This is a genomic window from Ochrobactrum sp. PL_is483, from assembly GCF_055816855.1.
Window position 1 is genome coordinate 76,851 of sequence record NZ_JBVPGS010000040.1, and the last position, 14,722, is coordinate 91,572.

Here is a 14,722-nt window from a genome sequence, read left to right on the forward strand (position 1 = left end):
GCATGCCTTCGGTCAAGTCGCGGCTCCTGGGCTGCGTCGCTAACATACATTTATCAAAGCTTGAGGAGCTGGACATGAAGGTATTGGTTACGGGCAATCAGGGCTATATCGGGTCGGTCATGGTGCCGGTCCTGATCAATGCGGGGCATGACGTGTCCGGCTATGACATTGGGCTTTACGAACATTGCCTTTTTCAGGAAGGCGGCGCGGTAATGAATGTGCCGACCATCCGCAAGGATGTGCGCGATGTGTCGCCGCGTGATCTGGAGGGGTTCGACGCGGTCATTCATCTTGCCGCGCTTTCCAACGATCCGCTTGGCAATCTCAATGAGGAATTGACCTACGATATCAATCACCGGGCAAGCGTCGCCATGGCAAGGGCCGCGAAACAGGCCGGTGTCGGGCGTTTCCTGTTCGCCTCATCCTGCAGCAATTACGGTATCAGCGATGCCGATCTGATCGATGAGACCGGCGAACTGAAACCGGTAACGGCCTATGGCCGGTCCAAGGTGCGGGCAGAACAGGAAATCCGGGAACTGGCGGATGCAAGCTTCTGTCCGGTCTATCTGCGGCCTGCCACGGCCTATGGCGTTTCGCCCTTCCTGCGTTTCGATATCGTGCTCAACAATCTGGTTGCCTGGGCGGTGACGAAAGGGCTGATCTATCTCAAGTCCGACGGTACGCCCTGGCGTCCTATCGTCCACATCCGCGATATTTCCCGCGCCTTCATGGCGGCCATGGAAGCCCCGCGTGAAAAAGTCTGGAACGAGGCCTTCAATGTCGGCTCGACGGAGCACAATTACCGCATTCGTGACATTGCGAGCATCGTTGCCGAGAATGTTCCTGATTGCCGCATCGATTATGCGGATGATGCCGGGCCGGACACGCGCTCCTATCGCGTCAGTTTTGAAAAGCTGGCGCGGGTGCTGCCGGAAGCCAAACCGGAGTGGGACGCGGTCGCGGGTGCGCGTGAACTGCTCGCCGCCTATAGCCGCTCGACCCTGACGCTTGAAGAGTTCGAGGGACCGCGCTTCCAGCGCATCGCCCATATCCGCAAGCTGATAGCGGAAGGCGTGCTTGATTCCGATCTGCGACGGATTGATGAACAGCCGCAACCGCTGCGGGCGACGGCGTAATGGATACCGGGGCGGTTAGAGGCGCTGAACGGGCCGTTCCGCAGCCCTCGAACGGAAAGGCGATCTATGATCTTGCCGCCCGTCTTTATCCTCTGTGCCGCAGTCTGGCAGGTGATGGGGTGCGCGAAACGCTTGCCGTCATCGGGGAATATCTGCCGCTGACGATCCATCAGGTGCCAACCGGCACACCGCTATATGACTGGAAAGCGCCGCAGGAATGGATCATTCGCGAAGCCTATATCGCAGATAGGAGCGGCAATCGTATTGTCGATTTTGCACGGCATAAGCTGCATGTCGTGAATTTCAGCGTGCCCGTGCGGACAAGAATGACGCTCAGCGCATTGAAGGAGCATATTCATACGCTGCCCGATCAGCCGGACCTCATTCCCTACCGCACTTGCTATCACGCGGAGGGCTGGGGCTTCTGCATGGCGCATAATGCGTTTCTGTCGATGCCGGAGGGCGATTATGATGTCGTGATCGATGCGGAGCGTCGCGACGGCTTCCTGACCTTCGGCGAGTTCATTCGCCGAGGCGAAAGCGACGAGACGTTCATTCTGTCGGCCCATCTTTGCCACCCCTCGCTCGCCAACGACAATTGCTCCGGGCTGGCGCTGCTGGCCCGTCTCGGTGAAGTGCTGCAATCACGGCGCACGCGCTTGACCTATCGCCTGCTATTTGGTCCGGCGACTTTCGGCGCGCTTGCGTGGCTTCAACAGAACGAGGCGCATCTGGGGATGATCCGGCATGGGCTGGTCCTGTCTTGCGTCGGTGATGCAGGCGGGCCGAATTACAAGCGCAGTCGTCGCGGCGATGCGGAGATCGATCGTATCATGGGCCATGTGCTTGCCGAGCGCACCGGTGCGGCAATGCATGATTTCTGGCCTTATGGGTATGATGAACGCCAGTTCTGTTCGCCGGGATTCAACCTGCCAGTCGGCATGTTCCAGCGCAGCCTCTATGGTGCCTTTCCTGAATATCATACATCGGCGGACAATCTCGATTTCATCAGGCCGGAATATCTCGATCAATCTTTCAATATGCTCATGCAGGCCATTGAAATTGCTGAACGAAACTGGCGTCCAGTCAGCACATCGCCGAAGGGAGAACCGCAGCTTGGAAGGCGCGGGCTTTATGGCAGCATGGGCGGTGACAGCAGTGCTGCGCAAAATGCCATGGCGCTGCTTTGGGTGTTGAATTTGGCAGATGGCGAGCACTCCATCCTCGATATGGCGGAGCGGGCGAAACTGCCTTTCGCGATCCTTGCCGATGCCGCGGACCGGCTTCGTGATGCGGGGCTGCTCAAAGAAGCGGCCACGCCAGATCCTTGTCGGAAATGACGCTCGGCCTGCTCGGCCAAGGTATGCCAAGCGACGGATCATCATAGCGCAAACCCGCAGCATAATCAGGCGCATAGGGCTTTGAGATCATGTAACGCACGAGCACATCAGACGTCAGGGTCTGGAAGCCATGCGCGCATCCTTCGGGGATATAAAGCTGCAAACCGTTTTCGGCGGATAGCTCCAGGCCGGTCCAGCGCCGATAGGTTGGCGAATGCGGGCGCAGATCGACCAGAACATCCCAGATTATCCCTTGCAGGCAGGTGACGAGCTTCGTCTCCGAATGCGGTTCGCTCTGATAATGAAGGCCGCGCAATGTTCCTTCCTCACGCGAGAAGGACAGGCTGTGCTGCGGAAAATGCGTTTCCATCTTTCGCTCGGCGAATGCGGCCTCGCAATAAACCCGCGCGAACCAGCCGCGTTCGTCTTCCAGCCTTTCCGGTTCGATAGACCAGGCACCGTCGATGTTGAGCGAAGTAAACCGCATGTTTTGCCCCGATTGCCTATATCGGCATTCTGACAGCAGGACGCTCACGCGATAGAACCTTCTTCGATGCATCCGAATGGCCTTCCGGATGAGGCCAAGTTGTCCGAATGAGGTAGGCGTCTACGCCCACGCCGCCATTGGGTGAAGATTGCACGCTTACGCCGCGTAGTCCGTCCGGTGAATGTCGCGCCCGATCGTATGTGCGGCTCGCTCCCCATGACAGTCTCGGCAATTTTCAGGCCGCTTAGTAGTTTTGGTTATCCGACGCGGATCGGAGTTCAATCCCACAAGGGGCGGGCCGTACAGGTTCAAAAGGCGAGGAATGACGTATGACCATCCAGACGCCGGATTTTTCGCGGAGCACGAGCATGGCGCAAGAGCAAACCGGTTGTCGCCTGTGCGGTAAACTACTCAAGCACACCTTCGTCGATCTCGGCATGTCACCGCCCTGCGAGAGCTTCATCACGGCGGATCGCCTCGACCGTATGGAGCCTTATTACCCGCTCTATGCGCTTGTCTGCGACCATTGTTATCTGGTGCAGCTGAAGGAATATTTCTCGCCTGCCGAAATTTTCACGGAATATGCCTATTTCTCATCCTTCGCGACCAGTTGGGTCAGCCATGCGAAGACCTATTGTGATGAGATAACCGAGCGGCTGGGGCTGAACGAAAACAGCTTCGTGGTCGAGATCGCCAGCAATGACGGCTATCTGTTGCAGCATTTTCTGCCGAAGGGCATCCCGATCCTCGGCATCGAACCGGCGGCCAATGTGGCGGAAACCGCAATTGCCAAGGGTGTGCCGACGCGCGTGGATTTTTTCGGATCGACGCTTGCCGCCGAACTGGTGGGTGCAGGCCGCAAGGCCGACCTCCTGATCGGCAACAACGTTCTGGCGCAAGTGCCTGATCTCAATGACTTTGTGCGCGGCCTGCAACTGCTGCTGAAACCGGAAGGCGTGATCACGCTGGAGTTTCCGCATCTGGCCAACCTGATCGAACAGAACCAGTTCGATACGATCTATCACGAGCATTTCTCGTATTTCTCATTGCTAACAATCCGCTACATGGCGCATCGCCATCACCTCAAGGTCATTGACGTGGAGGAACTGCCGACCCATGGCGGGTCGTTGCGGGTCTATCTTGCCCATAATAGCAGCAAGCGGAAGGCAGGGCCGCGCGTGGCCGCTCTTTTGAAGCGCGAGGAGAGTTTCGGCCTCAACGAGATTTCGACCTATCAACAGTTTGCTGAAAAGACGCGGCGCACCAAGCGCGATCTTCTGTCCTTCCTGATCGCGGCCAAGAATGCGGGAAAACGCATCTGCGGTTATGGCGCGCCGGGCAAGGGCAACACGCTGTTGAACTATTGCGGCATCGGCACGGATTTTCTGGATTTCACAGTCGACCGCAATCCCTACAAGCATGGGCGCTTCACGCCGGGCATGCACATCCCGATCTACGATGTATCGGCAATCGACAAATACCGGCCCGATTACATTCTCATCCTGCCATGGAACTTCAAGGACGAGATCATCAGGCAGATGCAGCACGTGGTGGAATGGGGCGCGAAGTTCATCATTCCCATTCCGCATGTCACGTTGATTGATCCGGCACTACTCACAGAGGAGCGGTAATCATGAAAGTCGTACTGTTCTGCGGCGGTCTTGGAACCAGAATCCGCGAATATTCGGAGACTATCCCGAAGCCGATGATCCCGCTTGGCCATCAGCCGATCCTGCATCACGTTATGGAATATTACAGCGATTACGGGCACAACGACTTCGTTCTCTGCCTCGGCTACAAGGCCAATGTCGTGAAGGATTTCTTCCTGACCATCCGTCCGCAGACCTTCGCGGATTGCGTGGTTTCCGACGGGGGACGCAATGTGCAACTGCTTGAGGAAGTGGATCGCGACTGGAGCGTGACGCTGCTCGATACAGGCATCTGGCGCAATATCGGCGAGAGGCTGTGGAGCGCCCGGTCCCATGTGGCGAACGAGGATATCTTCCTCGCCAATTACAGCGATGGCCTCAGCGATGTCGACCTTGATGACATGACTGAGCGTTTCCGCGCCAGCGGCAAGATCGCCTGTTTCCTGGCCGTCCGTCCGCCGCTGACCTATCACCTTGCCGATATTGCCGAAGGCGGCGACGTGCGGGCTTTCCGAACGTCGAACACATCGGACATCTGGATCAATGGCGGCTATTTCCTCTTCCGCAAGGAAATCTTCGACTATATGCGCGAAGGCGAGGAACTGGTGCTGGAGCCCTTCGGTCGCCTGATCGCCGAAAACCAGTTGATGGCCTATAAATATGAGGGCTTCTGGCGTTCCATGGACACGCTGCGCGACTGGCAGACGCTTGAGGACATGGTGGAAAAGGGCGATATGCCCTGGAAAAGACACAAGGCGGAACGCCGTGCGGCCAATATCGCGATAGCGCTATGATCGACCTGCGTTCGCTGGCAAATCCCAAGCGTCCGCTAGAGCTGCTTTGTCTGGGCGCGCATTCCGACGATATCGAGATCGGTTGCGGCGGCACGCTTTTGAACCTGATCGGGAACGGCACGCCGCTGCATGTGGAATGGTGTGTGCTGTCGGGAACCGAGGAAAGGCAGGCAGAGGCCGGAGCTTCCGCACGCGATTTTCTGCGCGGGGCGGACAGTTTCAACATCCATCTTGCCTCTTTCGAGGACAGTTATTTTCCGGCACAGGGTCGTGAGATCAAGCAATGGCTGATCGAACAGCGCGGGCGAGGACAGCCGGATATGGTCTTCACCCATCGCCATGGCGATGCCCATCAGGACCACCGCACCGTCAATGAACTGACATGGAACCTGTTTCGCGATCAGGTGATCCTTGAATATGAAATCCCGAAATGGGATGGCGATCTCGGACAGCCCAACGCCTATTCGGCACTGCCAGCAACGATCATGGATCGCAAGATCGAACTGTTGATGAAGCACTTCGGCACCCAGCGCTCCAAGGATTGGTTCGACGCGGAAACCTTTCGCGGACTTGGCCGGCTGCGCGGCATGGAGTGCCGTACGCCCGAGGCTTATGCCGAGGCTTTTCATGCTCGCAAGCTGCGGCTGTTCTAAACGCTACAAAAAATTTGCGGCTTCGGGAATAAATCGTGGGTGCGGATTGTCTTACCTCCATATCGCATGTCGCGATTGGAACCCTTGTGAGGCAAATCATGAAAACGCTTGGTTTTATGTCCGTACTGACAATAGCAACCGTGGCGGCATCAGCCGCTCTGGCTGCGCCATCCGTCAAGACGATGGAAAGCTCGAAGGGACAGGTTCTGGCGGGCGCCAAGGACATGACGCTCTATACTTTCGATAAGGATAGCAAGGACGAATCCTACTGCTATGATAAATGTGCGAAAAACTGGCCGCCCTTTCTGGCGATGAAGGGAGCCAAGGCTTCCGGTGCATATACGCTGGTCAAGCGCAAGGATGGCAGCGAGCAATGGGCAAAAGACGGAATGCCGCTCTATTACTGGGTAAAAGACAAGAAGCCCGGCGACGTGACTGGAGACGGCGTTAATGGAGTCTGGCACGTCGCAAAGCCATGAGGCCGATGTGAGCCAGCCCGCTCCCGAAACTTTCGAGGGCCAGCTTCTGGCCCTCCTGCCGGTCATGCGGCGCTATTCGCGCAGTCTTGCGAAGTCCGATGCCGAAGGCGAGGATCTCTTGCAGGACTGTGTGGCGAAGGCGCTGTCCCGACGCGGCCAGTGGCGCGGCCTCAATTTGCGTGGGTGGATACTCACGATGATGACCAACCTTTATCGCAACAGCTATAAAAGTCGGGCCAGAACCCGGCATGAAACGCTTGATGCTGCCGAAAATGTCAGTGTCGCGGCGGCGGAAGCCGATCCGTTCCAGTTGCAGCAGCTTGAAGAGGCAATCAACACCCTGCCGGAAGACAACCGCGCGGTGCTGATGCTTGTTGTGGTCGAAGGTTATAGCTATGGCGAGGCCGCGGAAATGCTGGGCATACCAGTCGGAACGGTTATGTCGCGGCTGTCGCGGGCACGCCATCGCCTGACAGAATATATGAGCGGCTCGAATATCGTTACGCTTCGGAGAAACCGATGAAAGAACGCAATTCTCCCATAACCGAAGCGGAACTGCATGGTTTTGTCGATGGGCAATTGTCTGAAGACGAACATGCGCGCATTGCCGCATTTCTTGAGAACGATCCCGAACAGACCGCGCTGGTTGCGGAATGGCGCAGGCAGAATGAAGGTATCAGGCAACTCTTTTCCGGTTATGCCGAAGCAAGGAACAACGATGCCGCATTGATCCATTCAGTCGGCCGTCGCCAGTCAAGAAACTATCGCGGAGCAGTTGCCGCGGCTGTTCTTGCTGCCTTGTTGGTCGGTGGCGCGGGCGGCTTTGCTGGTTCGCGCCTGTTTGCGGATACTGGCCCGCAGCTAGCCAGCATGCAAACCCTGCCGGAGCAGGCTCAGGCGGCTTATCTTGTCTATGCCAGCGAAGTGCGGCATCCGGTCGAGGTGTTTTCCAATGAAGAGGCGCATCTGGCGACGTGGCTCGGCAAAAGGCTCGACATAGCCGATCTTCGTGTTCCCGATCTCCGCTCGCTTGGCTTCCAGCTTGTCGGCGGGCGTCTGTTGCCGGTCGGCGGCAAGGCGGGCGCTTTCTTCATGTATGAGGACGAGGCTGGAAAACGCCTTTCGGTGATTGTCGGCCGTAATGCGGAAAATCGCGATACGAGCTTCCGGTTCGCTTCGAGCGACGGTGTCGAAACCTTCTACTGGATCGACAACGATCTGGGTTATGCAGTGAGCGGCGAAATATCACGCGAGCGGCTGCGGCAAGTGGCGGAAGAATGCTACCGCCAGTTTCCGAGCTGAACCATTTTATCGATAGTCGCTGAAAGCGCGGACCATTGCATCTGAGGAACTGCCGTTGGCGATCAGCGCGGCGAGCAGAATGCGGGCTTGGCCGGGGCGAAGCGTATGCGCGTGGATGGCTCCCGCATCGGCGAGATCATATCCGCCGCCGCCGCCGCCATAGCCGGGGACCAGCAATCCCTCCGGCACGCGGCTTGAAACCACGACCGGAATATCGCGGCGCGAACACTCACGGACCGCTTCGACAACGCAAGGCGTGGCATTGCCCGAACCGAGCGCCGCAAGCACAATGCCGCTGGCGCCGGCTGTTATGCTCGCTTCGATATGGAGGGCGTCGCAACCCGGATAGATGGCTATCGTATCGATACGCCGATCACCGACAGGAGCTGCCAGCACCGGGCTCTGGGTTTCGATCAGACGGGCCGACCGGAAGGCGTCGGCGCTGTCGCTGCTGAACTTGTATGCGCCCCAGGCAGGGACGACCCGCCCGCCAAAGGCGACAAGCACGCCTTTATCTGCATTGGCCGGATCGCAGGCGAGGCGAATGGCGGCGGCGAGGTTTTCCGGCCCATCTGCCTGAGGATGATCGGCGGTAAACTGCGCGCCGGTGAAGATCACCGGCTTGCCGATGCGGTGTTGCAGATGCACCAGCAACGCGGTTTCTTCCATTGCGTCCGTTCCGTGCAGGACGACGACGCCATCGACTTCGCCATCCTTCAGGCCGGAATCGACGGCATCGCTGATGCGCTGCATGTCCGACAGGGTGAGGCAGGCGGAATCCTTCGCCATCAAATTGACGGGACGCAGGTCTGCATCTAGGCCGGGCACAAATTCCAGCAGGTCCTCACCGGACAGGACAGGTGTGCTTGCTCCGTCTTCCCCACGCTTGCTGGCGATGGTGCCGCCAGTGGCGATCAATATGATGGAAGGCTTTGCAGGCGACATAATTCCGAATCCTCTCACTTACCCCGAATGCTGGCGTCTACAGCACGTTCGGCAGCAAGTCGATGGATGCGCTCACGCATCAGATACCAGCCGAGGATGAGGGCAGGCCCGATGATCGCCAGTGAACCAATCGTCAAGGTGCCGACCGGATAGTCGAGCGCCATCAGGACAAGCACGCCGAGCAGGAAAGCGAGCGTAAGGATGCCGGTATAGGGTGCGCCGAACATGCGGAAATCCGGTCGCGCCATCTCGCCGCGACGTGCAAGATGCCACAGTTTCAGCTGGCAAAGGACGATGACGCCCCATGCCGTGATGATGCCGAGGGCGGAGAGATTGAGCGCGATTTCGAATGCTTCCGCAGGCACGACGGCATTGAGGATAACGCCGATAACGGTGACGACGGCGGTAACTGCAATGCCCATATAGGGGACGCCGTTCCTGTTCATCCTGGCCAGGGATGCCGGAGCGGAGCCGGATACCGCCATGGAATGCAGGATGCGCCCGGTGGAATAAAGCCCGGCATTCAGCGATGACAGAACCGCGGTCAGCACGACAAGGTTCATGATAATATCTGCCCCTTCGACGCCGATCTTGCCGAAGAAGGTCACAAACGGGCTCTCGCCAGCGGAATAGGCGGTGTAGGGAAGAAGCAGCGAAAGCAGCAGAACCGAACCCACATAAAAGACGAGCAGGCGGAAGACCACGGTGCGGATTGCCCGTGGCATGACTTCGCGCGGGTCTTCGGTTTCGCCCGCCGTGGTGCCCAGCAACTCGATGGATGCATAGGCGAAAACCACGCCCTGTATGATGACGAAGGCAGGCAATATGCCGTTCGGGAACAGGCCGCCGCTATCGGTAATGATGCTGAATCCGGCTGGATGACCGTCGATTGGTGTGCCGGAAACGACAAAGTAAATGCCGACGATCAGGAAGGTCACGAGCGCGATGACCTTGACGAGACTGAACCAGAATTCCAGTTCGCCGAACACTTTGACCGACATGAGGTTCATCGCCAGAACGATGACAAGCGCCGTCAGGGCGAATATCCATTGGTCGATGCCTTGCAGCCAAGGCACATAGTGCTTGAAGAAATTCATGTAGAGCGCGACCGCCGTCACGTCGGCGACCGATGTCATGGCCCAGTTGAGCCAGTACATCCAGCCTGCCACGAAAGCCAGCTTCTCGCCGTAGAACTCGCGGGCATAGGAGACGAAGGAACCGGAGCTGGGGCGATGCATGATAAGCTCGCCCAAGGCCCGCAGAACCAGAAACGCAAAGAAGCCGCACAAGGCATAGACGAAAACCAGAGCCGGGCCTGCCAAAGCCAGACGACCACCAGCGCCAAGAAAGAGCCCGGTCCCGATTGCACCGCCAATGGCGATCATCTGGATTTGCCTTGGCCTCAGGGCTTTGTGATAGCCGCGATCTTCTTCAATGAATACGTCACGTTTGGCCGGCGCGGCCTTCATGGTTTCGATCGGCATTGCTCCTCCCTGAGAGCGCTGTTTCGACAGGCGACCGTTCGGCGTAAAAGGCAAATTAGGGCACGCCGCCGGTCATTCAATGGATATGGAATGCATCCCTATTGAGTGGGTATTCTGTAAAGCTGCATGACAGGTTATGCGGGCGGTTTTAACGCATATCGCAGAACGCGCGTCAAGTATTCCGCGCCAGCACACAAGCTTCGTGTGTACTGCACAGAATCTACCGGCGGCGAAAAATTCAGCGGGAAGAAAGCTTTATCGGCATTTGCTGAAACGACACGAAAGTGGCGTTCCGGTCAGGATCGGCGCGAATGGCAGGCTTCAGTCCTGTGGAAAAATTAGTAGTCCTGACCCTAGTTGATCTCATCCTTGCCGATGATCGTCGTTACAGCTGTCCGGACCTTGCTCAGATGCGCTTCCATGGCGGCGCGGGCTTCAGCTTCCAACTGGGCCTCGATGGCCTCCGCGATACGGCGATGCTCGACATTCGACGCTTCGCGTCGGCCCGACATCACGTTGACCAGCTCGGACTGCTGGATCAGCGCCTCGCGGGCATCCGCCACGATCTTGGTGAAGACCGCATTTCCGGAGGCTTCGGCAATGGCGCAGTGAAACTCTGAATCGAGCAGTTCCCATTTCTGCGGGTCCGTCTGGCGATCCATCTTGTCGCAAAGCTCAAGTAGATGGGCGAGTTGCCCGGCATTGCGCCGCAGCGCAGCCCAGCCCGCCGCAGGCACTTCAATAAAAGGACGCGCCTCGATCAGATCGCGGGCCGAGTAACCGCCGTAACTGAGCTCGCTCGCGGGGGATATATTGAGAACATAGGTGCCGCTGCCCGTGCGGGTCTGCGTGAGGCCCAGCGTCTGCAATGACCGCAGCGCCTCGCGCACGATGGGACGACTGACACCGAAACGGCCAGCAAGTTGGGCTTCGGAGGGCAGGCGGGTTCCAACGGCAAGACGACCAGACGTGATGGCCGAGCGAATATCGTCGAACACGACTTCCGCCGCGCTCTTGCGTGTGATCGGTTGGGTGTCCGATAGCCAATCAGCCAGTTCGCTCATGTCCAAGCCTCCGTCAATCGCCTCGCTCCTGTCAAGCAGCTAGGCAATTTCCGGAAGGATATCAATCCCAAACCGGTTCTGAAAGGCGAGATAGGCGGACGCAAAATGCCCTGCGGTCCGGCTGGATCGCAGGGCTTATATCTGGAAAATATCAGGCAGCGGTGGCTGCTGTATTCAACTTGTTGGCCGAAAGGATGCTGATAAACGCGGCACCGTAAGCCGTGAGCGGCGCCATCTTTGCAAGTGCGCTCGCAATGGCGTCGTGGTGGCTCAATTCTTCCTCGGAATCGTGGCGGAAGGAAACGCAAACAGTTTCGCCATCTTCACCGATGAATTCGACCTGATAGGAATTTTCTGTGCCGCACCTTTTGACCAGAGCATCGACGATTTGCATGCAATTATTCTCCTTCCGAGCCGCATGAACGCGCTGCGGAGGATATGGTTCCATAAAATTTTATCTCTTTGCCTGCCCCTTACTTCCCTCGTGACAGTCAGGCTGCACCGAACGCCGCTGCAAAAGCGAGGGCGAGCATGACGAAGGTAAATTCGGCGACCGCCGACCATCCGTCGGCAATCCAGAAATAGCCGCCTGCCGCACGGGCGATGCTGGAACCCAGATAATAGGCGAGCAGATAGAATGACGAGGCATGTCCAAAGACGGATGATGTGAGAGAACGCATATATTTTGCTTTACGTACCTCAAAACGAAAGCTAATCTTTAATCGTGACGCTTTGGGAGGAGTTCACGTGCAGCCAGAAATATCGGCGAAAACACCGGGAAAAAGTGTGCTCAGGAAGCGTCAGACGCAGCGGCTCGCCATGGGCGGTTGCCTATGAGTGGGCCTGAAAAAGATGGCAGGCCTGCGTTGCTGGAAGCCGTATCGCTATCCAAATCATTCGGTCCTGTTCAGGTTCTGAAGAATATTGACCTGCGCATTTTCGGCGGCGAAGTCCATGCGATTATCGGCGAGAACGGTGCCGGAAAATCAACGCTGATGAAACTCCTGGCGGGCAATGAGCGCCCGACGAGCGGAGAAATCCGCATCGACGGCAAGCCGGTGTCCTTCTTGGGGCCGGTTGAGGCCGAAGCGCAGGGCATCGTGCTCGTGCATCAGGAAATCCTGCTCGCCCCCGATCTGACCGTCGCACAGAACATCTATCTTGGCCGTGAGCTTCACCGGGGCTTGGTCGTCGACGACAAGTCGATGCGAGAGGGTGCGCGCAAGGCCATCCGTGATCTTGGCGCCGATATCGACCCCGATGCGGTTGTGGGTTCCCTGTCGATTGCGCAGCGCCAGCTCGTTCAGATCGCCCGCGTGCTGCTGGTGCCGCATCGCGTGGTGATTTTCGACGAGCCGACTGCTTCGCTGACGCCGTTCGAGACGGAAGCATTGTTGAAAGTCATTCGCGACATTCGCGCGAAGGGCGTTGCAGTTCTCTACATCTCGCACCGCCTGCCGGAAGTAAAGGAAATATCCGATCGTGTGACCGTGCTTCGTGACGGCAAGCTCGTTTCCGCGCATCTGGCCTCGGAATTGCAGCCATCTGATATGGCGCGGCTGATGGTTGGCCGCGATGTCGCAAAACTCTATCCTGACCGCGCAAGCCAGTATGACAACGCTGCCATTTTGGAAATCGAGAACTTCAGCGTGCCGGGTTACGTGCAGAATGCGAGCTTTTACCTGAACCGTGGCGAAATACTTGGTTTTGCCGGTCTGGTCGGCGCGGGCCGTACGGAACTGATGGAGGGCATCGTCGGCCTGCGGCCCGGCAAGGGCGATGCGCGCCACAATGGAAAGCCGGTTCACTTCCGCAACGCGCATGAAAGCCAGAAGGCGGGGATTGTTTATCTCAGCGAGGACCGGAAGGGCAAAGGGCTGCTGCTGACCAAGGACCTGGGCGTCAACCTGACGCTTGCTTCGCTGAAGAAATTCGTGAGCGGTTTGCAGATCAATCGCGACCGGGAACGCACCGCACTCGACGACGCGATCCGCGAGTTCGATATTCGTACTGGTCGCAAGGACATTCTTGCGGGCCAGCTTTCCGGCGGCAACCAGCAGAAGCTCTTGCTCGCCAAGATGATGATGCTCGATCCGTCCATCGTCATCATTGATGAACCGACACGCGGCATCGATGTCGGCACGAAGGAGCAAATCTACCAGTTCATCGCCAATCTGGCCGATGAGGGGAAATCGATCATCGTCGTTTCGTCCGAAATGCCGGAACTGATCGGTATCTGCGACCGCATCGTCGTGATGCGGGAAGGGCGGATTGCCGGTGAGGTATCCGGTGACCGCATGACGGAACATGATATCGTCGTGCTTGCAACCGGCGTTGAAGCTGAAAACGCCGCATAAAAACAATAAAGTGGGAAATAGATGACACAGGTTGCGACCGATAAAAGCAGAATGCCGAGGACGTCCAAGGATTGGGATCTGCGGGCGATTGCGCCTTTTGTGGCGCTTGCCCTGCTGCTTGTTCTGGGTACAATTGCCAACCCGAATTTCATCAGCATCGACAATCTTCTCAATGTCGCAACGCGCAGTGCATTCATCGCCATTATCGCGCTTGGCGCAACTTACGTGATTTCATCCGGCGGGCTTGATCTGTCGGTGGGCGCGATGGTGGCGTTCGTCGCCAGCATCATGATCCTTTTCATGAATAGCGGGGTGATTGCCGATCCGGTAATGATGTTGATCGCCGCTGTTATGCTGGCGCTGATCGTCGGTGCAGCCTGCGGCCTGTTGAACGGCCTCATAACGACAGTTGGCGGCATTGAGCCATTTATCGCCACGCTGGGTACAATGGGTATCTATCGCGGTCTCACGACATGGCTGTCGCAGGGGGGCGCGATCACCTTGCGCAATCCTGATATTCAGGCGCTTTATCGTCCCGCCTATTTCGGTTCCGTGCTTGGAGTGCCCATACCGGTTATCGTGATTTTCGTGACGGCGGCGCTCGCGGCATTCGTCCTTTATCGGACACGCTATGGCCGCCATGTCATTGCGGTAGGATCGAACGAAGACGTGGCGCGCTATTCCGGCATTTCAGTCAAGAAGGTGCGCACCATTGCTTTCGTTATCCAAGGGCTTTGCGTCGCTGTCGCCGTGCTCCTCTATGTCCCGCGCCTTGGTTCCACTTCTGCCACCACAGGCCTGATGTGGGAATTGCAGGCGATCACGGCAGTCGTTGTTGGCGGCACGGCGCTGCGCGGCGGCGTCGGTCGCGTATGGGGCACGATCTGCGGCGCGTTCATACTGGAAATCATCGGAAACATCATGCTGCTGTCGAGTTTCGTCAGCGAATATCTGCTGGGAGCCATTCAGGGCGCGATTATCATTATCGCGATGCTGGTGCAGCGTTCGCTGGCGCGGAGATAGGTTTTGGAG

The 14,722-nt window shown here is 57.7% G+C and carries 16 protein-coding genes; 10 read left to right on the top strand and 6 right to left on the bottom strand.

The window, feature by feature from the left end:
* Positions 1-74: 74 nt before the first annotated feature.
* Positions 75-1,136, top strand: a complete 1,062-nt coding sequence (locus AC0TNJ_RS18585) for an NAD-dependent epimerase/dehydratase family protein (protein ID WP_473771989.1) — start codon at positions 75-77, stop codon at positions 1,134-1,136.
* Positions 1,136-2,476 (top strand): DUF4910 domain-containing protein, encoded by a 1,341-nt coding sequence (locus AC0TNJ_RS18590; protein ID WP_473771990.1) that lies wholly within the window; start codon positions 1,136-1,138, stop codon positions 2,474-2,476. The genes AC0TNJ_RS18585 and AC0TNJ_RS18590 overlap by 1 nt, the downstream gene beginning before the upstream one ends.
* Here the strand turns inward: AC0TNJ_RS18590 and rfbC are convergent.
* Positions 2,439-2,963: a dTDP-4-dehydrorhamnose 3,5-epimerase gene (gene rfbC / locus AC0TNJ_RS18595; protein ID WP_473771991.1), complete on the bottom strand. Its 525-nt coding sequence runs from the start codon at positions 2,961-2,963 to the stop codon at positions 2,439-2,441. The two genes, AC0TNJ_RS18590 and rfbC, sit on opposite strands and share 38 nt — an antisense overlap.
* A 329-nt stretch (positions 2,964-3,292) precedes the next feature.
* Between rfbC and AC0TNJ_RS18600 the strand changes: the two genes are divergently transcribed.
* The 6 genes from AC0TNJ_RS18600 (at position 3,293) to AC0TNJ_RS18625 (ending at position 7,840) form a co-directional block, all read left to right on the top strand.
* Positions 3,293-4,594, top strand: a complete 1,302-nt coding sequence (locus AC0TNJ_RS18600) for a class I SAM-dependent methyltransferase (protein WP_122002503.1) — start codon at positions 3,293-3,295, stop codon at positions 4,592-4,594.
* A gap of 2 nt (positions 4,595-4,596) precedes the next feature.
* Positions 4,597-5,406, top strand: coding sequence for a sugar phosphate nucleotidyltransferase (locus AC0TNJ_RS18605; RefSeq protein WP_122002502.1), 810 nt, complete (start codon positions 4,597-4,599; stop codon positions 5,404-5,406).
* Positions 5,403-6,059: a PIG-L deacetylase family protein gene (locus AC0TNJ_RS18610; protein WP_473771992.1), complete on the top strand. Its 657-nt coding sequence runs from the start codon at positions 5,403-5,405 to the stop codon at positions 6,057-6,059. The genes AC0TNJ_RS18605 and AC0TNJ_RS18610 overlap by 4 nt, the downstream gene beginning before the upstream one ends.
* Before the next feature lie 98 nt (positions 6,060-6,157).
* The gene (locus AC0TNJ_RS18615; protein ID WP_473771993.1) at positions 6,158-6,538 is read left to right on the top strand and encodes a COG4315 family predicted lipoprotein; all 381 of its coding nucleotides are present in this window, start codon (positions 6,158-6,160) and stop codon (positions 6,536-6,538) included.
* The gene (locus tag AC0TNJ_RS18620; protein ID WP_473771994.1) at positions 6,510-7,061 is read left to right on the top strand and encodes a sigma-70 family RNA polymerase sigma factor; all 552 of its coding nucleotides are present in this window, start codon (positions 6,510-6,512) and stop codon (positions 7,059-7,061) included. The genes AC0TNJ_RS18615 and AC0TNJ_RS18620 overlap by 29 nt, the downstream gene beginning before the upstream one ends.
* Positions 7,058-7,840: an anti-sigma factor family protein gene (locus AC0TNJ_RS18625; RefSeq protein ID WP_473771995.1), complete on the top strand. Its 783-nt coding sequence runs from the start codon at positions 7,058-7,060 to the stop codon at positions 7,838-7,840. Before AC0TNJ_RS18620 ends, AC0TNJ_RS18625 begins: the two co-directional genes overlap by 4 nt.
* A gap of 6 nt (positions 7,841-7,846) precedes the next feature.
* Here AC0TNJ_RS18625 and AC0TNJ_RS18630 read toward each other — a convergent pair whose 3' ends face one another.
* From AC0TNJ_RS18630 to AC0TNJ_RS18650, 5 genes are all read right to left on the bottom strand, one after another.
* Positions 7,847-8,785: an asparaginase gene (locus AC0TNJ_RS18630; RefSeq protein WP_473771996.1), complete on the bottom strand. Its 939-nt coding sequence runs from the start codon at positions 8,783-8,785 to the stop codon at positions 7,847-7,849.
* 14 nt (positions 8,786-8,799) lie between these two features.
* A complete protein-coding gene (locus tag AC0TNJ_RS18635) occupies positions 8,800-10,269 on the bottom strand; it encodes an amino acid permease (RefSeq protein ID WP_473771997.1) in 1,470 nt (489 codons plus the stop codon).
* Between the two features lie 353 nt (positions 10,270-10,622).
* Positions 10,623-11,333 carry a FadR/GntR family transcriptional regulator gene (locus AC0TNJ_RS18640; RefSeq protein ID WP_473771998.1) on the bottom strand — a complete coding sequence of 237 codons (711 nt, stop codon included), beginning with the start codon at positions 11,331-11,333 and terminating at the stop codon, positions 10,623-10,625.
* A gap of 151 nt (positions 11,334-11,484) precedes the next feature.
* Complete coding sequence (locus AC0TNJ_RS18645) at positions 11,485-11,727, bottom strand: hypothetical protein (RefSeq protein ID WP_235925425.1); 243 nt, start codon at positions 11,725-11,727, stop codon at positions 11,485-11,487.
* 97 nt (positions 11,728-11,824) lie between these two features.
* A complete protein-coding gene (locus tag AC0TNJ_RS18650) occupies positions 11,825-12,013 on the bottom strand; it encodes a hypothetical protein (RefSeq protein WP_473771999.1) in 189 nt (62 codons plus the stop codon).
* Positions 12,014-12,166: 153 nt separating this feature from the next.
* On the opposite strand from AC0TNJ_RS18650, the gene AC0TNJ_RS18655 reads away from it, so the two are divergent.
* Together AC0TNJ_RS18655 and AC0TNJ_RS18660 are read left to right on the top strand one after the other, a co-directional pair.
* Positions 12,167-13,690 carry a sugar ABC transporter ATP-binding protein gene (locus AC0TNJ_RS18655; protein WP_473769284.1) on the top strand — a complete coding sequence of 508 codons (1,524 nt, stop codon included), beginning with the start codon at positions 12,167-12,169 and terminating at the stop codon, positions 13,688-13,690.
* A gap of 21 nt (positions 13,691-13,711) precedes the next feature.
* Positions 13,712-14,713 (top strand): ABC transporter permease, encoded by a 1,002-nt coding sequence (locus AC0TNJ_RS18660; RefSeq protein WP_473772000.1) that lies wholly within the window; start codon positions 13,712-13,714, stop codon positions 14,711-14,713.
* The last annotated feature ends 9 nt before the right edge of the window (positions 14,714-14,722 follow it).

Excerpts from the sequence above, each read along its gene's own strand:
- AC0TNJ_RS18585 (WP_473771989.1), top strand. The coding sequence starts at position 75 with ATGAAGGTATTGGTTACGGGCAATCAGGGCTATATCGGGTCGGTCATG.
- AC0TNJ_RS18590 (WP_473771990.1), top strand. The coding sequence starts at position 1,136 with ATGGATACCGGGGCGGTTAGAGGCGCTGAACGGGCCGTTCCGCAGCCC.
- rfbC (WP_473771991.1), bottom strand. The coding sequence starts at position 2,963 with ATGCGGTTTACTTCGCTCAACATCGACGGTGCCTGGTCTATCGAACCG.
- AC0TNJ_RS18600 (WP_122002503.1), top strand. The coding sequence starts at position 3,293 with ATGACCATCCAGACGCCGGATTTTTCGCGGAGCACGAGCATGGCGCAA.
- AC0TNJ_RS18605 (WP_122002502.1), top strand. The coding sequence starts at position 4,597 with ATGAAAGTCGTACTGTTCTGCGGCGGTCTTGGAACCAGAATCCGCGAA.
- AC0TNJ_RS18610 (WP_473771992.1), top strand. The coding sequence starts at position 5,403 with ATGATCGACCTGCGTTCGCTGGCAAATCCCAAGCGTCCGCTAGAGCTG.
- AC0TNJ_RS18615 (WP_473771993.1), top strand. The coding sequence starts at position 6,158 with ATGAAAACGCTTGGTTTTATGTCCGTACTGACAATAGCAACCGTGGCG.
- AC0TNJ_RS18620 (WP_473771994.1), top strand. The coding sequence starts at position 6,510 with ATGGAGTCTGGCACGTCGCAAAGCCATGAGGCCGATGTGAGCCAGCCC.
- AC0TNJ_RS18625 (WP_473771995.1), top strand. The coding sequence starts at position 7,058 with ATGAAAGAACGCAATTCTCCCATAACCGAAGCGGAACTGCATGGTTTT.
- AC0TNJ_RS18630 (WP_473771996.1), bottom strand. The coding sequence starts at position 8,785 with ATGTCGCCTGCAAAGCCTTCCATCATATTGATCGCCACTGGCGGCACC.
- AC0TNJ_RS18635 (WP_473771997.1), bottom strand. The coding sequence starts at position 10,269 with ATGCCGATCGAAACCATGAAGGCCGCGCCGGCCAAACGTGACGTATTC.
- AC0TNJ_RS18640 (WP_473771998.1), bottom strand. The coding sequence starts at position 11,333 with ATGAGCGAACTGGCTGATTGGCTATCGGACACCCAACCGATCACACGC.
- AC0TNJ_RS18645 (WP_235925425.1), bottom strand. The coding sequence starts at position 11,727 with ATGCAAATCGTCGATGCTCTGGTCAAAAGGTGCGGCACAGAAAATTCC.
- AC0TNJ_RS18650 (WP_473771999.1), bottom strand. The coding sequence starts at position 12,013 with ATGCGTTCTCTCACATCATCCGTCTTTGGACATGCCTCGTCATTCTAT.
- AC0TNJ_RS18655 (WP_473769284.1), top strand. The coding sequence starts at position 12,167 with ATGAGTGGGCCTGAAAAAGATGGCAGGCCTGCGTTGCTGGAAGCCGTA.
- AC0TNJ_RS18660 (WP_473772000.1), top strand. The coding sequence starts at position 13,712 with ATGACACAGGTTGCGACCGATAAAAGCAGAATGCCGAGGACGTCCAAG.